Origin of the sequence: Rhizobium laguerreae (assembly GCF_002008165.1) — a bacterium.
Lineage (GTDB): Bacteria > Pseudomonadota > Alphaproteobacteria > Rhizobiales > Rhizobiaceae > Rhizobium > Rhizobium laguerreae.
Window position 1 is genome coordinate 499,219 of sequence record NZ_MRDM01000029.1, and the last position, 16,483, is coordinate 515,701.

Consider the following 16,483-nt stretch of genomic DNA (forward strand, 5'->3'; position numbering starts at 1 on the left):
GTGGATTGACAATAACACGCAGTCCCCGGCGATAAAGCCGGAGACCCGTGTCTGCGGCCGAAAGGCCGAAACGCCTACTGCTGCGGGCTGACGTCCATCTTGAACCACTTCATCGACAGGGTCTTGACCGTGCCGTCGGCAAGCGTCGACTTGATCGCCTCGTTGAACTTGTCGCGCAGGTCGGTATCGGCCTTGCGCAGGCCGAGACCTTCACCCTCGCCCCAGATCGAGCCGGCGATTTCTGGGCCGGTGAAGGCGAGCGTGTCGTTGGCGGCCTTGAACGCGTTGGCGAAATAGACGGCGTCATCGAAGCCGAGGTCGATACGGCCGTTCTGCAGGTCGAGGTCGCGATCGGCGCCGGTCTTGTATTCGCGGATCTCGGCGATGTCGCCGAAATTGTCATAGACGAACTTGGCGTAGACGGTGGCCGCCTGGATGCCGATCGTCTTGCCCTTGAAGACTTCCTTCAGCGCGTCGATCTCCTTCACGCCGGTCTGGCCGGGCGTCATCTTAATCGTGGCGCCGGTGCCGGCGGCGTTCGCCAGCGGGCTGTCCTTGGCGGCGGCGAAGGCGGCGGGCGTGGCGGCATAGGGAATGGTGAAGTCGATGATCTTCTTGCGCTCTTCGGTAATCGATAGCGCATCCATGATAACGTCGAACTTGCCGGCGTTGAGCGCCGGAATCATGCCGTCCCAGTCGGAGGCAACCAGCGTGCACTCGATCTTGGCGCGTTCGCACAGCACCTTGGCGAGTTCCGGCTCGAAGCCGCCGAGCGTGCCGTCGGCATTGGTGAGGTTCCAGGGCGCATAGGCGCCTTCGAGAGTAATAGTCGCCTTCGTCCAGTCCTTGGAAAAGGCAGGCGCGGCGAAGGCGGAAAAAGCCGCCACGCCACAAAGCAGGATTGCGCTGAATTTCATTTGTGAATTCTCCTCTGGAGTTGAAACAGACCTTGCGGCACCACGACCGATCTTCGCCGGCTTGCCCTTTCTTGTCCTATTTTTCTCAAAGGACCGATTGGGAGGTTGTATATGGTACCATATGAGATATTTTGTGATATGCAAGTGGGAAAGTTGAATTATGTGGCGAATTCCATTCGTGCAAAAGGAATAGGCAATGAAGCGTCCCGGCGAAATGAAGCGCGAACTGGCGGAAAATGACAGCACTCCGCTTTATGCCGGCGTCAAGCAGGTGATCCTCGACCGCATCCATAGCGGCGAGTGGCCGCCGAAATATCGCGTGCCCTCGGAAAACGAGCTGGTCGTCGAACTCGGCGTCAGCAAGATGACCGCCAACCGGGCGCTGCGCGAACTCGCCAATGAAGGCGAACTGATCCGCATCCAGGGCGTCGGCTCCTTCGTCGCCGAGCGCAAAGGCTATTCGGCACTGTTCGAAGTCCGCAACATCGCCGAGGAAATCGCCGAACGCGGCCATGTCCATGAGGCCGCCGTCGTCGTTCTCGCCCAGGAAACCGCCTCTCCCGAGATTGCCGACGCGCTGGAACTTGCAATTGGTGCTGCGGTTTTCCACTCGCTGATCGTCCACAGCGAAGACGGTGTTCCGGTGCAGATCGAGGATCGCTTCGTCCATCCGGAGGCGGCCCCGGAATATCTCGCCCAGGATTTCACCTCGCTGACGCCGAACGCCTATCTGACGGCCGCAGCCCCGCTCAGCGGATCCGAGCACGTCGTCGAGGCGGCAATGCCGCAGGCCTGGGAATGCAAGCTCTTGACCATCATGAAGACCGAACCCTGCCTGACGATCCGCCGGCGCACATGGTCGGCAAAGCAGGTGGTCTCAACAGCTCGCCTCGTCTATCCCGGCCACCGCTACCGGCTCGAAGCGCGCAGCGGTAAGATGTTCGAGGAGTGATAACTGCCCATGTTGTATATGGAACATAGGGGGGATTTATTGCGATGCCGGCGTGAAACGCGCCACCAGCGCGTGACGATCACCGGGATAGGTGAAGCGCACATGCGTCACCGGGCCGGCATTGCTCCAGGTGCGGCGTTCGACGACGAGGCAGGCGGTATGGCGTGGTATATCGAGAGCCGCGGCCAGCTCGGCACCAGCTGAGACGGCATGGATCCGGTGTTCGGCCGTGCTCCACGGAACCTGGTTGAGCAGCCAGGGACCCGGTGCCGTCGTCAGGAAGTCGGCATCGGCGGCTTCAGGAACCGTCGCAAGACTAATCAGCCGCTCCTCCAGGCAGAAGGGGCGCATGCCGGCATTGTGGATGCAGACGACCTCGACGACCGAGGACGCCACAGGCAGTTCCAGCCGGCGGCTGTCATCCGCCTTGGCCTTGCGGCTCACCTTCTTCGAAACCGCATAGGAATAGGGCAGGTTCAGCGACTGCACCTCGGCCTTGATGTCGTGGATTTCGAGAATGGCCGATTGCGCCTGCGGCTGGGTGACGAAGCTGCCGGACTTCTTGCGGCGCTCGATGAGGCCGGCCTTGGCAAGCTGGGTCAGCACCTTGTTCACCGTCATGCGCGAGCAGTCATACTGCGTGGCGAGATCGACCTCGAACGGAATGCGGTGCCCCGGCGGCCAATCGCCCGAGACGATACGGCCCTCGATGTCGCCGAGGATGCGCTGATGCAAGGTGGGATCCCTGCTTTGGTTCATCGCCACGTTCCGATTGGCCTCCCGCTATCTCTTTGTTTTTACGCAATTCCGGACGCAAACCGCTACACACTTGCTGAAATTGCTCTAATTCGAATGCCTGGACCGGAAAAGCTCTTTTTCAAACGGCGAGCAACTCACCCATCGCCACGAGGAAACGCCGGTCGATGGCATCGCGCCTGAGATGGCGTCCGGCCTCCACCTGCTTGCGGCCGCGCGCCCAGACGCAATCGACGGAAACGCCGCCTGCAAACAGCCAGTGATCGAGGATCTGGTCGCCCGTGAGATAAGGAACGGCCGTCGTATCGAGCGAAGCTATATCGGCATGATGCCCCTCGGCGAGACCTGCTGGTGCCTTCAGCGCGGCACCGCCGCCGGCCAGCGCTTGGCTGAACAGCGAAATCGCCGTCGAACCGCCAGGTGCCGCGACGACGTTGCGGGCGCGAAGCGCCAGGCGCTGCGAATATTCGAGCTGGCGCAGTTCCTCCGGCACGGAGATCAGCACGTTGGAATCCGAACCGATGCCATAACGCCCGCCCTCTTCGAGGAAAAGCGGCGCGGCAAAGGCGCCGTCGCCGAGATTGGCTTCGGTGATCGGGCAGAGGCCGGCGATCGCGCCGCTTTTCGCCATCCGCCGCGTTTCGTCCTCGGTCATGTGCGTCGCGTGGATCAGGCACCAGCGCTCATCCACCGGCGCATGATCGAGCAGCCATTGCACCGGCCGCGCGCCGGACCAGGCGATGCAGTCCTCGACCTCCTTCACCTGCTCGGCGACATGGATATGGATGGGACCATCGCCCGCCATGGGCACCAGCCTTGTGAGCTCTTCCGGCGTTGCGGCGCGCAGGCTGTGCGGCGCCAACCCAAGCTCGGCGCCGTCGAGCCGGCCGGTCACCGTCCGGCACCCCTCCATCAGCCTTTCGAAGCTTTCGAGCGAATTGATGAAGCGCCGTTGGCCGTCGATGGGCGCGCCACCGCCAAAGCCGGAATGAGCGTAGAAGACCGGCAGCAGCGTCAGGCCGATGCCGGTCTCTTCGCTTGCCGCGCCGATGCGTTCGGCAAGCTCGGCGATATTGGCGTAAGCGCTGCCATCCCTGTCGTGGTGGAGATAGTGAAACTCGCCGACACGGGAAAAGCCTGCCTCCAGCATTTCTGCATAAAGCTTGGCGGCGACCGCCTCGACATGGTCCGGCGTCATCGCCAGGGCAAACTTGTACATGACAGTGCGCCAGCTCCAGAAGCTGTCATTTGCCGGGCCGCGCACTTCCGCAAGACCGGCCATCGCCCGCTGGAAGGCATGGCTGTGCAGGTTCGCCATGGCGGGAACGAGGAGAGCGTGGCGTTCATCGCCGGGCTCGGGAGCGGTGCCGATTTCGACCCGCGCGATGCGCCCGGCCTCAAGCGTCAGCCGCACGTCCTTCTGCCAGCCCTGCGGCGTCAGCGCCGTGTCTGCGTGAAGTGTGGTCATCGCCTTCCCTCTCCTCTTGCCGTGCCGATCTTTCTTTTCCAGAAAAGCGCACAAAATTTCTCTTGTCACCTCTCGATTATGTATATACATGTTTTGGCATAAGGAAAGGCGCAAAGCTGATGACCGGGAACAATTTTTCAGAGGAAGCCCCATCTGCCGACACCCGCCCAGTGCTGTGGCGCAATGCGCGGCTCGCCACGCTCGCGCCGACAAAATCGGGGCTCGGTATCGTCGAAAAGGGCGCCTTGCTGATCGAAAATGGCTGCATCGCCTTTGCCGGCGCTGAAAGCGAGCTGCCGGCATCGGCCATCGAACATTCCGAAATCGTCGATCTCGAGGGCCGGTGGGTAACGCCCGGTCTCGTCGACTGCCACACCCATATCGTCCACGGCGGCAACCGCGCCCGCGAGTTCGAAATGCGCCTGGCAGGCGCGACTTATGAGGAGGTCGCACGCGCCGGCGGCGGCATCGTTTCCTCGGTGAAGGCGACCAATGCGCTGTCGGTCGAGGAGCTTGTCGCGCAGGCTCTGCCGCGGCTCGACACGCTGCTTGCCGAAGGTGTCACCACGATCGAGATCAAATCCGGCTACGGGCTGAACCGGACCGGTGAAGTGAAGATGCTGCAGAGCGCCCGCCTGCTCGGCCATATCCGCCCGGTCCGCGTCGCCACCAGCTATCTCGGCGCCCATGCGACGCCCGTGGAATATAAGGGTCGCAATGGTGATTATCTTGATGATGTCGTCCTGCCCGGCCTCGACGACATGCATGGCCTCGGTCTTGCTGATGCCGTCGACGGCTTCTGCGAGGGCATCGCTTTTTCCACGACCGAGATCGCCCGCGTCTTCGACAAGGCCAAAGCGCTCGGCCTGCCGGTCAAGCTGCATGCCGAGCAGCTCTCCAATCTCGGCGGCGCCAGGCTCGCCGCATCCTATGGCGCACTTTCGGCCGATCACCTCGAATATCTCGACGAAGATGGCGTTGCGGCGATGGCCGCAGCCGGCACCGTCGCCGTGCTCCTGCCCGGCGCCTTCTACGCCATCCATGAAAAGCGGAAGCCGCCGGTCGAGGCGCTGCGCCAAGCGGGCGTACCGATTGCGATCGCCACCGATTGCAATCCCGGCACCTCGCCGCTCACCTCGATGCTGCTCACCATGAACATGTCGGCCACACTTTTCGGCCTCACCGTCGAGGAATGCATCGCCGGCGCCACTCGCGAAGGCGCCCGTGCGCTCGGCCTGCTCGACAAGACGGGAACGCTCGAACCCGGCAAATCCGCCGATCTCGCCATCTGGAATATCGAAAGCCTCGCCGAGCTCGTCTACCGCATCGGCTTCAATCCGCTTCACACACGCGTCTTCAAGGGCGAAAGGAACGGCCGATGACCATCACGCTCCACCCGGGCTCCGTCTCGCTCAAGGATCTGGAAATCATCTACTGGACGGGCGCACCGGCAAGGCTCGATCCCGCCTTCGATGCGGGCATCGCCAAGGCCGCTGCCCGTATCGCCGAGATCGCCGCCGGCAATGCGCCAGTCTACGGCATCAATACCGGCTTCGGCAAACTCGCCTCGATCAAGATCGACAGCGCCGATGTGACCACCTTGCAGCGCAATCTCATTCTGTCGCATTGCTGCGGCGTCGGCGCGCCGCTGCCCGACAATATCGTGCGGCTGATCATGGCGCTGAAGCTGATCTCGCTCGGGCGCGGCGCTTCCGGCGTGCGGCTGGAGCTGGTGCGGCTGATCGAAGGCATGCTTGATAAGGGCGTCATTCCGCTGATCCCGGAAAAAGGCTCCGTCGGCGCCTCCGGCGATCTTGCGCCCCTTGCCCATATGGCGGCGGTGATGATGGGCGAGGCCGAAGCTTTCTTCGCCGGCGAACGCCTCCCGGGCGCGCAAGCCCTCGAAAAGGCCGGGCTGAAGCCGGTGGTGCTCGCCGCCAAGGAGGGCCTGGCGCTGATCAACGGCACCCAGACCTCGACGGCACTGGCACTTGCCGGCCTCTTCCGCGCCCATCGTGCCGCACAGGCGGCCCTCATCACCGGCGCCATGTCCACCGATGCCGCCATGGGCTCTTCGGCGCCCTTCCATCCGGATATTCACACATTGCGTGGCCATAAGGGCCAGATCGACACGGCGGCGGCACTTCGCGCGCTGCTCGAAAACTCCATCATTCGCCAAAGCCACATCGAGGGCGACGAACGCGTGCAGGATCCCTATTGCATCCGCTGCCAGCCGCAGGTCGACGGCGCCTGCCTCGATCTGCTGCGCTCGGTCGCCCGCACCCTTGAAATCGAGGCCAATGCGGTCACCGACAATCCGCTGGTGCTCTCGGACAATTCCGTCGTCTCCGGCGGCAATTTCCACGCCGAACCCGTCGCGTTTGCCGCCGATCAGATCGCGCTCGCCGTCTGCGAGATCGGCGCGATCTCGCAGCGCCGCATCGCGCTGCTCGTCGATCCGACCCTCTCCTACGGTCTGCCGGCCTTTCTCGCCAAGAAGCCGGGCTTGAACTCCGGCCTGATGATCGCCGAGGTGACGTCTGCGGCGCTGATGTCGGAGAACAAGCAGATGTCGCACCCGGCCTCGGTCGATTCGACACCGACATCGGCCAACCAGGAAGACCATGTCTCCATGGCCTGCCACGGTGCCCGGCGCCTGCTTGCCATGACCGAGAACCTGTTCGGCATCATCGGCATCGAGGCGCTGACCGCCGCCCAAGGCGTCGAGCTGCGCGCGCCGCTGTCGACAAGCCCGGAACTCGGCAAGGCGATCGCCACGATCCGCACCAAAGTTCCGAGCCTCGACGTCGATCGTTACATGGCAAACGACCTCGCCGCCGCCGCGGAACTGGTGGCGGCGGGCACGCTGAACGCCTCGGTTTCATCTGGGATATTGCCGGTTCTGGAGAGCTGAGATGATGATCAAGGAAAGAGTCTCCTCCCCATGCGAAATTCGCCAGGGCACCTCGCCCGTCATCCTCGGCTTTCCCCATACCGGCACCAAGGTGCCGGCTGAGATCGCCGACCGGCTCAACGACAATGGCAGGATGCTGGCTGACACCGACTGGCACATCCACGAGCTCTATGATGGCCTGCTCGACAACGTCACGACCGTGCGCGCCACCTTCCACCGCTACGTGATCGACGCCAACCGCGATCCGGCCGGCGTCAGCCTCTACCCCGGCCAGAACACCACCGGCCTCGTGCCGGAAACGGATTTCGACGGCAAGGCGATTTGGAAGGATGGGCAAGGACCTGACGAAACCGACATCGTGATGCGGCTGCGCGACTTCCATGCTCCCTATCATGCCGCACTTGCCGCCGAGATCGAGCGCGTGAGAGCAATCCATGGCATCGCGATCATCTACGACTGCCACTCGATCCGCTCGCATATTCCCTTCCTCTTCGAAGGCAAGCTGCCGGATTTCAATATCGGCACCGACATGGGCAAGACCTGCGACAGCGCGATCGAGCAGGCAACGCTCACCGTCGTCGAAGCCACTGAGGGTTACGACAGTGTGCTCAACGGTCGCTTCAAGGGCGGCTGGACGACACGGCACTATGGCCGGCCCGACACTGGTGTGCACGCGATCCAGATGGAGCTCGCCCAATCGACGCATCTCGAGACCGAGGCACCGCCCTTTGCCTACGACGCCGCCAAGGCAGACAGACTCCGCGTCCATCTCAAGAACATTCTGGTGCGCATCGAACAGATTGCTCCAGGCCTGAAACGATAACGATCTCTCGACAGGGGAACCGCCATGAACAATCCACGCCACAATATCCGCGAAATCCGCGCGCCCCGCGGCAGCGATCTCAATGCCAAGAGCTGGATGACCGAAGCGCCGCTGCGCATGCTGATGAACAATCTCGACCCCGAGGTCGCCGAAAATCCGAACGAGCTCGTCGTCTATGGCGGCATCGGCCGCGCCGCCCGCACCTGGGAGGATTTCGACCGTATCGTCGCGACGCTGAAGACGCTGACGGAAGAAGAAACGCTGGTCGTGCAATCCGGCAAGCCGGTCGGCGTGTTCCGCACCCACAAGGACGCGCCGCGAGTGCTGATCGCCAATTCCAATCTTGTGCCGCATTGGGCGACCTGGGACCACTTCAACGAGCTGGACAAGAAAGGCCTTGCGATGTACGGCCAGATGACGGCCGGCTCGTGGATCTATATCGGCACCCAGGGCATCGTGCAGGGCACCTACGAGACCTTCGTCGAGGCCGGCCGCCAGCATTACGGCGGCAATCTCAAGGGCAAATGGATCCTGACCGGTGGGCTCGGCGGCATGGGCGGCGCCCAGCCGCTCGCCGCCGTCATGGCCGGCGCCTGCTGCCTTGCCGTCGAATGCAATCCCGATTCGATCGATTTCCGCCTGCGCACCCGCTATGTCGACGCCAAGGCCGAGACGCTGGATGAAGCGCTTGAGATGATCGACCGCTGGACCAAGGCCGGCGAGGCAAAATCCGTCGGCCTGCTCGGCAATGCTGCCGAAATCCTGCCGGAGATGGTCCGCCGCGGCATCCGCCCCGATATTGTCACCGACCAGACCTCAGCGCACGACCCGATCAACGGCTACCTGCCGAAGGGCTGGACGATGGGCGAATGGAAGGCAAAGCGCGAAAGCGATCCGAAGGCTGTGGAAAAAGCGGCGCGCGCCTCGATGCGCGAACATGTCGAAGCGATGATCGCCTTCTGGAATGCCGGCGTGCCGACCCTCGATTATGGCAACAATATCCGCCAGGTCGCCAAGGACGAAGGCCTCGAAAACGCTTTCTCCTTTCCGGGCTTCGTGCCGGCCTATATCCGCCCGCTGTTTTGCCGCGGCATCGGCCCCTTCCGCTGGGCCGCCCTTTCCGGCAACCCGGAGGATATCTACAAGACCGATGCCAAGGTGAAGGAATTGCTGCCTGACAACAAGCACCTGCATCATTGGCTCGACATGGCCAGGGAGCGCATCGCCTTTCAGGGCCTACCGGCCCGCATCTGCTGGGTAGGTCTCGGCGACCGCCACAAGCTCGGCCTCGCCTTTAACGAGATGGTGAGAACAGGCGAACTCTCCGCCCCGATCGTCATCGGCCGCGACCACCTCGATTCGGGCTCGGTCGCCTCGCCGAACCGTGAGACCGAAGCGATGAAGGACGGTTCCGACGCCGTCTCCGACTGGCCGTTGCTCAACGCACTGCTCAACACCGCATCGGGCGCCACCTGGGTGTCGCTGCATCACGGTGGCGGCGTCGGCATGGGATTCTCGCAGCATTCCGGTATGGTCATTTGCGCCGATGGCACGGACGATGCCGCAAGACGCCTCGAGCGCGTGCTCTGGAACGACCCGGCGACCGGCGTCATGCGCCACGCCGATGCCGGTTACGAAATCGCCATCGACTGCGCCAAGGAAAAGGGCCTGCGCCTGCCCGGCATTCTCGGGAACTGAGCCCGGTGAGGATCCTGCGCGCCGGCGATCACAAACGCATGCCCTGGAAAAACGGCAAGGGAGAGACGGTGGAGGTCGCCGTCTCTCCACCCAGCGCTTCGATCAACGACTTCGACTGGCGCATCAGCATGGCGACCGTGGCGGAGGACGGCCCATTCTCGATCTTTCCCGGCATCTACCGCACGCTGGCGATCCTTGATGGCAACGGCATGGTGCTTGATGTGGCAGGCAGTTCGCCGGTGCTGCTGACAACGGCAAGCGATCCGCTGGCCTTCCCGGCGGATATCCCCGTCGAAGCCAGGCTCTTGGACGGAGCGATCACCGATCTCAACGTGATGACGCGCCGTGACGGGCTCGCCCACACGCTGATCCGGATCAACGTCGATGGCAGCAAGACTGTGCGGCTTTCGCCCTCGACATGCCTGTTGCTCTGCCATCACGGCGCACTCTCATTCCGGCTGGACGGCGAGACCGGCGCGCTTGCGGCCGGCGATGCGCTGCTGATCGAGGGCGCGACTGCAACCGTGCTGGAAATCGATGGCGAAGCCAGATGTTATCTCGGGTCGATCACCGCAGGCTGATTTTCGAACAACAACTTGAAAACGTTAAGCAATCGATGATTTGGCGAAGAATGTGCATAAACCATCGCCATCTCGGGCCATGGACGTCATTCCTCGTTTCGGTCTAAACTTCGCCCTTCTGATGCAGAAGAAGACCTAGACTGCCCGCAACGTGCCGGGGAGCAAGGGAGCAGGCGTGACGGATCCATACGATATTCTAGGCGTTGAACGCGATGCGAACGAGGCGCAGCTGAAGGCCGCCTATCGGCGCCTGGCGAAGGTTGCCCACCCCGATTCGGGTGGTGATTCGGACGCCTTCGCCAATCTGCAGAAAGCCTATGGGCTGCTTCTCGATCCGGTCCGGCGCAAGGTCTACGACGATACCGGCTACGACGTCGAATTCGCCGATGCGGCCGAATTGCAGGCGCTCGTGATGATCGAGAAACTCGTCACCGACGCGGTGCTCGACGAGCGTGCACCCGGAAGCTTCGATCCCGTCGCCGTCATGCAGGACAGCCTTTCCGAAGAACTGCGCAAGGCGCGTTTCAGCAAGAGCGAGCTGGAGCGCCACGCCTCGCGCATCGGCCTGCATCTGGAACGGCTCGAAAAACAATCCGGCCGCGATGTGCTCGCCCACATGTTCCGCGCCCGCATCGAAGCGATCTCCAAGGCGGTCGCGGAAACCGAGGCGAAGATCAAGGCGACGGAACGCGCCGCCGACATGATCTCCGGCTATGTCTACGACATCGATCCGCCGCCGTTGCCGGATGCCGCGGTCACCAACATCGAGTGGGCCGAGCCCTCCCGAAACCGCTCCACCGGCTGACGGCGGGCCCCCGCGACCGACCTTAATAGGACAGCTTTGGATACCAGTCCGGTGCCCGGCCTTCTGGCGTCGAATCGATGATGGTCCAGAGCGGCATCAGGTCGGGAGCGCCGCGCGGATCCTCGCCCGGATCGGCGGTCACCTCGCCCATCTCCTGGCTCCAGAAATGGCGGATGGTGCCATCGCGGCGCGTGAAGACGTTGAAGGCAGCGTCATCGCCTCCGCCCCTGCCGATCGCGTGATAGTCGCGGCTGTAATCGCCTGTCGTGTCGGAATAGAGCGGCAAATGGTGCCAGCCGCGTTCCTTCTTGAAGGCGATCAGCCTGCCGATCGGCGAAAGCGCGACGACGGCCAAAGCTGCGCGCTGCTGGATGTCGGGCACCTCGCCGTCCCAGGCCGACAGCAGCGAGGTGCACATCGGGCATGGGCGCTCGCGTTCCGGACCGAACATGTAGCTGTAGACGATCAGCGTCTCCTTGTCGGCGAAGAGTTCGCTGAAGGATATCGGCCCGTCGCTGCCTTCGAAGCGGTAGTCTTTCGTCACTTCGCCGCCCGGCGGCAGCGCCCGGCGCTGTCTTGCCACGCGCTCGATATGCCGGCGCAATTCGATCTCTTCGGCGAGCAGCGCATCGCGGGCAATGCGATATTCCTCACTCTCATTGGGAAACCGGACGCCGTTCTTGGCCGCGAGCACGGCGGCGGGGACCAGATGCTGATTATCCATGACAATAGCTCCTTCTGTTGCCTGAGAACGTGCTGAAGCCACGACCGTGGTGCCAGCACATCATGACAAGGACGATCGGCTACGGCGAAAATCGACAGAGCCGACGGAAAAAGTTCGCCACGCGCCTGGGCCGGCTCGGCGGCCGGATCGCCAAAGCCAAGCAGATCAAGATCACGCGATGCGGATTATCGAACCGGCTCATCATCAGCATCGCGCCCTTCCGACGGACGACGCCGACCTGATCGTCGATATCGCGAGTGGATCTCCAGATTTGCTTCGTCGGGTGGCGCCGCGCTTGCGTGAACAGTAAGACAGGATGGGCAGTACGCCAATGGCGGCTTTCATCGCACATCCTAAAGCTGCGTTAACGATAGATTAATATGCAATTTGACGTCGTGCCGAATTCTGCGATGCTGGCAGCGGGCAACTGAGGGGTTATCCGTGAAAATGTATCTGTTAGCTCGACGTTTCGGCGTCGTGGCGATGTCGTTCGCCTTGGCGAGCTGCACAACGACGCCGGTTGAATTCAACAACAAGCCATCGGCCGTCAGCAAAGCCGCGCTTTGCAAGACGGCTCTGGAAACGCAGGATCCAGCGTTTCAATTCCAGCTCGTGGCGGAAGTGAACCGACGCGGCATGAGCATGTTGGAATGCGAGCAGATGGTTGCCCAGCAACGGCAGGCCGCCGCGGTTCTCGTGGGGCTTGCATTGGTCGGGACGGCGGCGGCGGTATGCGCCAATGGCAACTGCGGCGGCGGTGCATATACTCCAACGAGACGCTATCCAGGCAACTGCCAGTACGATTGGCAGTACGATGCCGCGGGAAACAGGTGCGGTGGCAGAAGCGCAATGTCTCGTCCGGGAGGTTGGTAGTGCGCAGAGTGATGGCGACGTTGTTTGCGAGCGCTCTGCTGATGGCAACGCTGGCAGCCCCGGTCATCGCGCAGAGCTTCGGCGGGAATTCATGCGTCGATAACTGCGAGGGTCACAGGGCCGGCTATGAATGGGCGGAGGAGAACAGCATTCAAAGCGAGGACGATTGTTCGGGCAATTCGTCGTCTTTTGAAGAGGGATGCCGGACTTATGTCGAGGACTCTGATCGCGGGGCGGAGTACGACGATGATGGCAACGAGATTGACGAGTAGCACCTGATGACCCGCTTCACTTGCTTTTTCCGGCGGCTTTTCTCCTCGGCGGCTGCGCCTATGGACCGCCGGCAGCTTGGATGGACTGTCCGTTCGGGGCATCAATTTCGCTGCGCCATCCCCCATGACCGAGCGCAGGTGAACCCATGACATCCCCCGACACAGCGACCCTCCTCGAAGACGCCGCCGACCGGATCGCGGATATCTCACGCGCCGATCTGCAGATCCTGCTTCGCCGCGCGGCGCTGCGGCTGCGCAATGCCGGCGCCGTGTCGATGGAGGATGATGTCGAGGAGGCCTTGCGCGACCTGGCCGGCGAGTTCGGCATGACGCGCAACGACACGATCAGGTTCATCGTCCGGGAGTGGATGGAGAAGAATACGTATCTGCCGGTGCATGAACTGGACGAAGACGGCGATGTTGATGGCACAGCTTGATCTGTTGGTGCAAACGCTACTCGGCTTCGGTCGTTAGGGAGAAGTTGTATTGGGCTTGGCCTTCAGCAGCGCAAGGCACGGCTCGATGCGCGCGGGCATAAGGTCCAAGGGAGATTGGACAGCGCAGGATCTCGGTGACGGCGCGGCCGGCTGCGGATCGGCGCGCCGGCTCACGAGCAGCGGCTTGGAAGGCTTGAAAGGCGGCTTTGTCATCGCGCGATGACATCAGCAGCGCCTAAAAGAGCAATTGACCCAGATTGATATTGACTCCGCCCACGCCGCGAACATAATAGGAACATCGGCGCGGCAGCCGCCATTCTGAAAATCGAAAGACAGAGCACGGATATGCGAGAGCAGCCGATCGGCGAAGCCGTGGAAGACGACGAGCGTGCAAAGGTGATTGCCTATCACAGAGGCGATACGCACGCGGCTATAGACACCCTGCTGGAAGATATCCGTCACCTTCGCCGGCAGTTGGCATTGACCGAAGGCGCCATGAGCCGAGGCATGGCCCGCGGCTGGCGGCCGAGCTACCATCGAGACTGATATGCCCAGGATGAATCATGAGAGAAAGCGGCTCGGATCACCGGTCAGCGACGTTGAACGAGAGACCAGGGCTGACGCCTATGCTTGACCGTTCCCAACCAAAGTCCGTGTCGTTCGAAACTGCTCTGAAGGACTGGTGGTCGTCGCAACCGCAGTCTTTCCGCGAGAGCATCAGCCTGTCGGTCGCCCGCGCATGTTTTCGCGGCGGATACTCGGCAGGCAAAAACACCCTTGAACGGCGGTTCGTATTCAAAGCCGGACGGATGCGCATCACCGTTTGGGCAATAGGCGTCACGGAAGCCAAGAAGAAAGCCGAAGCTGAGGCTGATTTCCGCGCGGCCAGGAAGGAGTGGCCGGTCCCGAAAGCGGGCTGGCAACTCCAGGAGGAAAGATGAGCGACACCGACAGGCGGCCGCTGATGGAAGCGCCGCAAATGTATGTCCACTATTGCGAAGAAGTGGAATGCGAGGAATGGGGCGGCTGGGGCAACAGTCCTTCTCCGGCTGTGGCGATCCGCTGGTGGTGCTTCGAGCATTTCCCACACAAGTCATGCGAGCAGGAACAGGCACTCAGGCGGAAGCTGGAGGCGGCCGAGCGTGGAGATATCGTTCAACGATAGCTGGGAGGCTCATCTGCGCATCTTTGACGGTCGGCGACGGCGACACGGTAAACTGCGACGGGCGGAATATGCGGTTTCTGGGGAGGGTGTTCCCGGCATCGACACGCCGGAGGCGCACGCCAGTGCATAGGAACGGAAGCCGGCACCTGTCACCAAAGAGAGGCTGAAAGAACCGCTGGCCGAGCGCGGCCTGAAAGTGATGTTCAGCGGCATGGATCTGCGAATGCGGAGAAACGAGAGGGCCGTTCCGTGAAGGCGCCCGTGAAAGCATTTCATAGTCGGCAGCGACGCTCAGTGAACGACGGTGATGACCGGAATGCCAGCTTCGTCGGCGGCACGGATCAGCGCTTCTCGCGCGTCCTCGGCCGAGACGTCCCCATGAAGTGCATCCCGGCACGCCCTGATCGCTGTGAGATACTCTTCTCCATCGTCGATGGGCCAGCAAGCCGTCAGCATATTGGCAGCCTCCCAAAGAGTTGCGACAAGTTTGTACTTTTCCGGCCCACTCACAACGAGCATCAGAGGAGTAAACTCTCCGGATCTGTGCCATTTCATGACATTATGTCTCCCCACGGTAAACATATTGGTAACCGTGCAAGAACCGTTCCGTGACCTCCGCTAGCATGCCGAAGCCCGTTTCGCAGGCCGCATAACTAAAAGGAGATAAAGGCGCCGCGGTCGCCTCAGCATCGCCAGCGTCAGCTTGGGCACCTGTTGGCAGTAAACGCTCGCCAGCCTATTACCCGCCATGCTGAAGCCACCAAGGCCGCCGACATGTTCGCGAGGAAGTCAAACGCCCCGAGTCATTCCGGAACGCCGACATCATAGAAATACCGCTTCATCGAGAGCAACCGCGATCGCCTAGAGGACCAGCTCCAGCGCTGCTACGTCGCCATGTTTCACCAGCATCGGCATGGAACGGCCGATACCATGCTGCTTGCAGGGTCATCGGATCGTCTTGTCCGTCTCTCCGCAAGGGTGCAGGCGTTTTTGACGTTTGTACCCTTGCTTTCCTGATCAAAGAGTCGGTTAGGCCCCGAGACCGTCGGCGGCGATCAGTTCTCTGCTCGCGAAAAGCATTTCTTCACGGCACCACCTCTTGAATAAACGGAAGGACACGCGAGTTTTGCCGGTTAGCGAGGAGGAAATCATGTCCGTACCCAACGAGCCTATAGTTCCGCCGCCAGCGCCGCCGATCGGCAATCCTGAACCCGAGCGAGATCCCGGGGACACTCCGCCGCCGGACGGTCCCGAACCAGACGACGGCGACGATCCGATGACGCAAGCTCACGCCCAGGAGGCCCAACGTAGCCAGACCTGGGGACTGCTCTGCCGCGGCGTTCAGGTGCATACTGCTGATTGAGATCATGCGACGTTCTTTCTGATGGGAGTGAGCTCCTCGTCCTTGGGCAGGTCGATATCGCTCGACAGACGCTTCGTCCAATTCCGATCGGTTGCCATCCTAGTCCGGCTCGCTATCCATCCTCCGAACCAGGATGAGAACAACGGCTTCATACCCTCGGGACGGGAGCCTAGCGGTGACAATCAACGCTCGACAGCTGCCTCGGACCGATGAGTGGCTGGCAGCAACGGTGACTGCGCGCAATAACCGGGATAACCTTCGGAAATAATGGTCTATAAATAGGTCTCAAAGGACTTTAATGGTCTATTGATGGATCAATGGTGATCATGCCATATCACGCGCTTACTCACGTTACAGCCGGGACGCCCTTCTAGTTTTTAGCCAGTTGATCAGGCGCGCTCGGATCGAGCGCAAACTCACGACGCAGGAACTGGCAGACCGCGCCGGTATTTCGCGCGGCCTGTTGCAGCGCATCGAAAAAGGCGACCCTGCCTGCGCCATCGGAGCCTTCTTCGAGGTGGCCGCCATTGTGGGCGTACGCCTGTTCAACGCCGATGATGCAACGCTGGCAACAGCGATATCGGCAAACAACGCGATACTTGCTCTTCTTCCGAAGTCTGTTCGCCCCTCCTCTACCCAGGTGAATGATGACTTCTAAGAGCCTGACTCGAAAAGGTTTCAACGATATCCGTACCTTGCCAAGCGTCGTGTCAGGACCCGGATGTGGGCGATAGT

19 protein-coding genes and 1 pseudogene are annotated in these 16,483 nt (G+C 61.9%); 14 read left to right on the forward strand and 6 right to left on the reverse strand.

All coding sequences use genetic code 11. The features are described 5' to 3' along the window. Positions 1-74: 74 nt before the first annotated feature. Positions 75-917, reverse strand: a complete 843-nt coding sequence (locus BS630_RS29670) for a transporter substrate-binding domain-containing protein (RefSeq protein ID WP_003548669.1) — start codon at positions 915-917, stop codon at positions 75-77. 196 nt (positions 918-1,113) lie between these two features. Here BS630_RS29670 and hutC (BS630_RS29675) point away from each other — a divergent pair, with 196 nt between their 5' ends. Next, positions 1,114-1,869 (forward strand): histidine utilization transcriptional repressor HutC, encoded by a 756-nt coding sequence (gene hutC, locus BS630_RS29675; protein ID WP_077980243.1) that lies wholly within the window; start codon positions 1,114-1,116, stop codon positions 1,867-1,869. 36 nt (positions 1,870-1,905) lie between these two features. Here hutC (BS630_RS29675) and hutC (BS630_RS29680) read toward each other — a convergent pair whose 3' ends face one another. Continuing rightward, complete coding sequence (hutC, locus tag BS630_RS29680) at positions 1,906-2,628, reverse strand: histidine utilization transcriptional repressor HutC (protein ID WP_077980244.1); 723 nt, start codon at positions 2,626-2,628, stop codon at positions 1,906-1,908. 118 nt (positions 2,629-2,746) lie between these two features. Then, positions 2,747-4,093 carry a formimidoylglutamate deiminase gene (locus BS630_RS29685; protein WP_077980245.1) on the reverse strand — a complete coding sequence of 449 codons (1,347 nt, stop codon included), beginning with the start codon at positions 4,091-4,093 and terminating at the stop codon, positions 2,747-2,749. A 119-nt stretch (positions 4,094-4,212) separates the two neighbouring features. On the opposite strand from BS630_RS29685, the gene hutI reads away from it, so the two are divergent. The 6 genes from hutI (at position 4,213) to BS630_RS29715 (ending at position 10,914) form a co-directional block, all read left to right on the forward strand. Then, entirely contained in the window at positions 4,213-5,475 is a 1,263-nt protein-coding gene (gene hutI, locus BS630_RS29690; protein ID WP_077980246.1) for an imidazolonepropionase, read from the forward strand. Beyond that, positions 5,472-7,007: a histidine ammonia-lyase gene (hutH, locus tag BS630_RS29695; protein WP_077980247.1), complete on the forward strand. Its 1,536-nt coding sequence runs from the start codon at positions 5,472-5,474 to the stop codon at positions 7,005-7,007. The genes hutI and hutH overlap by 4 nt, the downstream gene beginning before the upstream one ends. A 1-nt stretch (position 7,008) precedes the next feature. Beyond that, positions 7,009-7,830, forward strand: a complete 822-nt coding sequence (gene hutG, locus BS630_RS29700) for an N-formylglutamate deformylase (protein ID WP_077980248.1) — start codon at positions 7,009-7,011, stop codon at positions 7,828-7,830. A gap of 24 nt (positions 7,831-7,854) precedes the next feature. Beyond that, entirely contained in the window at positions 7,855-9,528 is a 1,674-nt protein-coding gene (hutU, locus tag BS630_RS29705; protein WP_077980249.1) for a urocanate hydratase, read from the forward strand. A 5-nt stretch (positions 9,529-9,533) separates the two neighbouring features. Beyond that, positions 9,534-10,109, forward strand: coding sequence for a HutD/Ves family protein (locus tag BS630_RS29710; RefSeq protein ID WP_077980250.1), 576 nt, complete (start codon positions 9,534-9,536; stop codon positions 10,107-10,109). Between the two features lie 175 nt (positions 10,110-10,284). Beyond that, positions 10,285-10,914 carry a J domain-containing protein gene (locus BS630_RS29715; protein WP_077980251.1) on the forward strand — a complete coding sequence of 210 codons (630 nt, stop codon included), beginning with the start codon at positions 10,285-10,287 and terminating at the stop codon, positions 10,912-10,914. Positions 10,915-10,936: 22 nt separating this feature from the next. Here BS630_RS29715 and BS630_RS29720 read toward each other — a convergent pair whose 3' ends face one another. Further along, on the reverse strand, positions 10,937-11,638 hold the full coding sequence (locus BS630_RS29720) for a DUF899 family protein (RefSeq protein ID WP_077980252.1): 702 nt from the start codon (positions 11,636-11,638) through the stop codon (positions 10,937-10,939). A gap of 447 nt (positions 11,639-12,085) precedes the next feature. Here BS630_RS29720 and BS630_RS29730 point away from each other — a divergent pair, with 447 nt between their 5' ends. From BS630_RS29730 to BS630_RS29740, 3 genes are all read left to right on the forward strand, one after another. Next, positions 12,086-12,511, forward strand: a complete 426-nt coding sequence (locus tag BS630_RS29730; protein WP_042941739.1) for a hypothetical protein — start codon at positions 12,086-12,088, stop codon at positions 12,509-12,511. 11 nt (positions 12,512-12,522) lie between these two features. After that, on the forward strand, positions 12,523-12,783 hold the full coding sequence (locus BS630_RS29735) for a hypothetical protein (protein WP_206118606.1): 261 nt from the start codon (positions 12,523-12,525) through the stop codon (positions 12,781-12,783). A 146-nt stretch (positions 12,784-12,929) separates the two neighbouring features. Continuing rightward, entirely contained in the window at positions 12,930-13,220 is a 291-nt protein-coding gene (locus tag BS630_RS29740; protein WP_077980255.1) for a CopG family transcriptional regulator, read from the forward strand. A 51-nt stretch (positions 13,221-13,271) separates the two neighbouring features. Here BS630_RS29740 and BS630_RS38245 read toward each other — a convergent pair. Continuing rightward, positions 13,272-13,433: pseudogene (locus tag BS630_RS38245) on the reverse strand (non-homologous end-joining DNA ligase); the annotation flags it as partial. 132 nt (positions 13,434-13,565) lie between these two features. Here BS630_RS38245 and BS630_RS29750 point away from each other — a divergent pair. The 3 genes from BS630_RS29750 to BS630_RS29760 all read left to right on the forward strand — a co-directional run bounded on the left by BS630_RS29750 (position 13,566) and on the right by BS630_RS29760 (position 14,385). Further along, positions 13,566-13,766, forward strand: a complete 201-nt coding sequence (locus tag BS630_RS29750) for a hypothetical protein (RefSeq protein WP_003548617.1) — start codon at positions 13,566-13,568, stop codon at positions 13,764-13,766. An 80-nt stretch (positions 13,767-13,846) separates the two neighbouring features. Beyond that, the gene (locus BS630_RS29755) at positions 13,847-14,161 is read left to right on the forward strand and encodes a hypothetical protein (protein WP_077980256.1); all 315 of its coding nucleotides are present in this window, start codon (positions 13,847-13,849) and stop codon (positions 14,159-14,161) included. Further along, on the forward strand, positions 14,158-14,385 hold the full coding sequence (locus BS630_RS29760; RefSeq protein WP_143529530.1) for a hypothetical protein: 228 nt from the start codon (positions 14,158-14,160) through the stop codon (positions 14,383-14,385). The genes BS630_RS29755 and BS630_RS29760 overlap by 4 nt, the downstream gene beginning before the upstream one ends. A 291-nt stretch (positions 14,386-14,676) precedes the next feature. Here BS630_RS29760 and BS630_RS29770 read toward each other — a convergent pair whose 3' ends face one another. Then, the gene (locus BS630_RS29770) at positions 14,677-14,940 is read right to left on the reverse strand and encodes a DUF982 domain-containing protein (RefSeq protein WP_064655279.1); all 264 of its coding nucleotides are present in this window, start codon (positions 14,938-14,940) and stop codon (positions 14,677-14,679) included. A gap of 1,121 nt (positions 14,941-16,061) precedes the next feature. On the opposite strand from BS630_RS29770, the gene BS630_RS29780 reads away from it, so the two are divergent. After that, positions 16,062-16,406 (forward strand): helix-turn-helix transcriptional regulator, encoded by a 345-nt coding sequence (locus BS630_RS29780; protein ID WP_077980258.1) that lies wholly within the window; start codon positions 16,062-16,064, stop codon positions 16,404-16,406. The last annotated feature ends 77 nt before the right edge of the window (positions 16,407-16,483 follow it).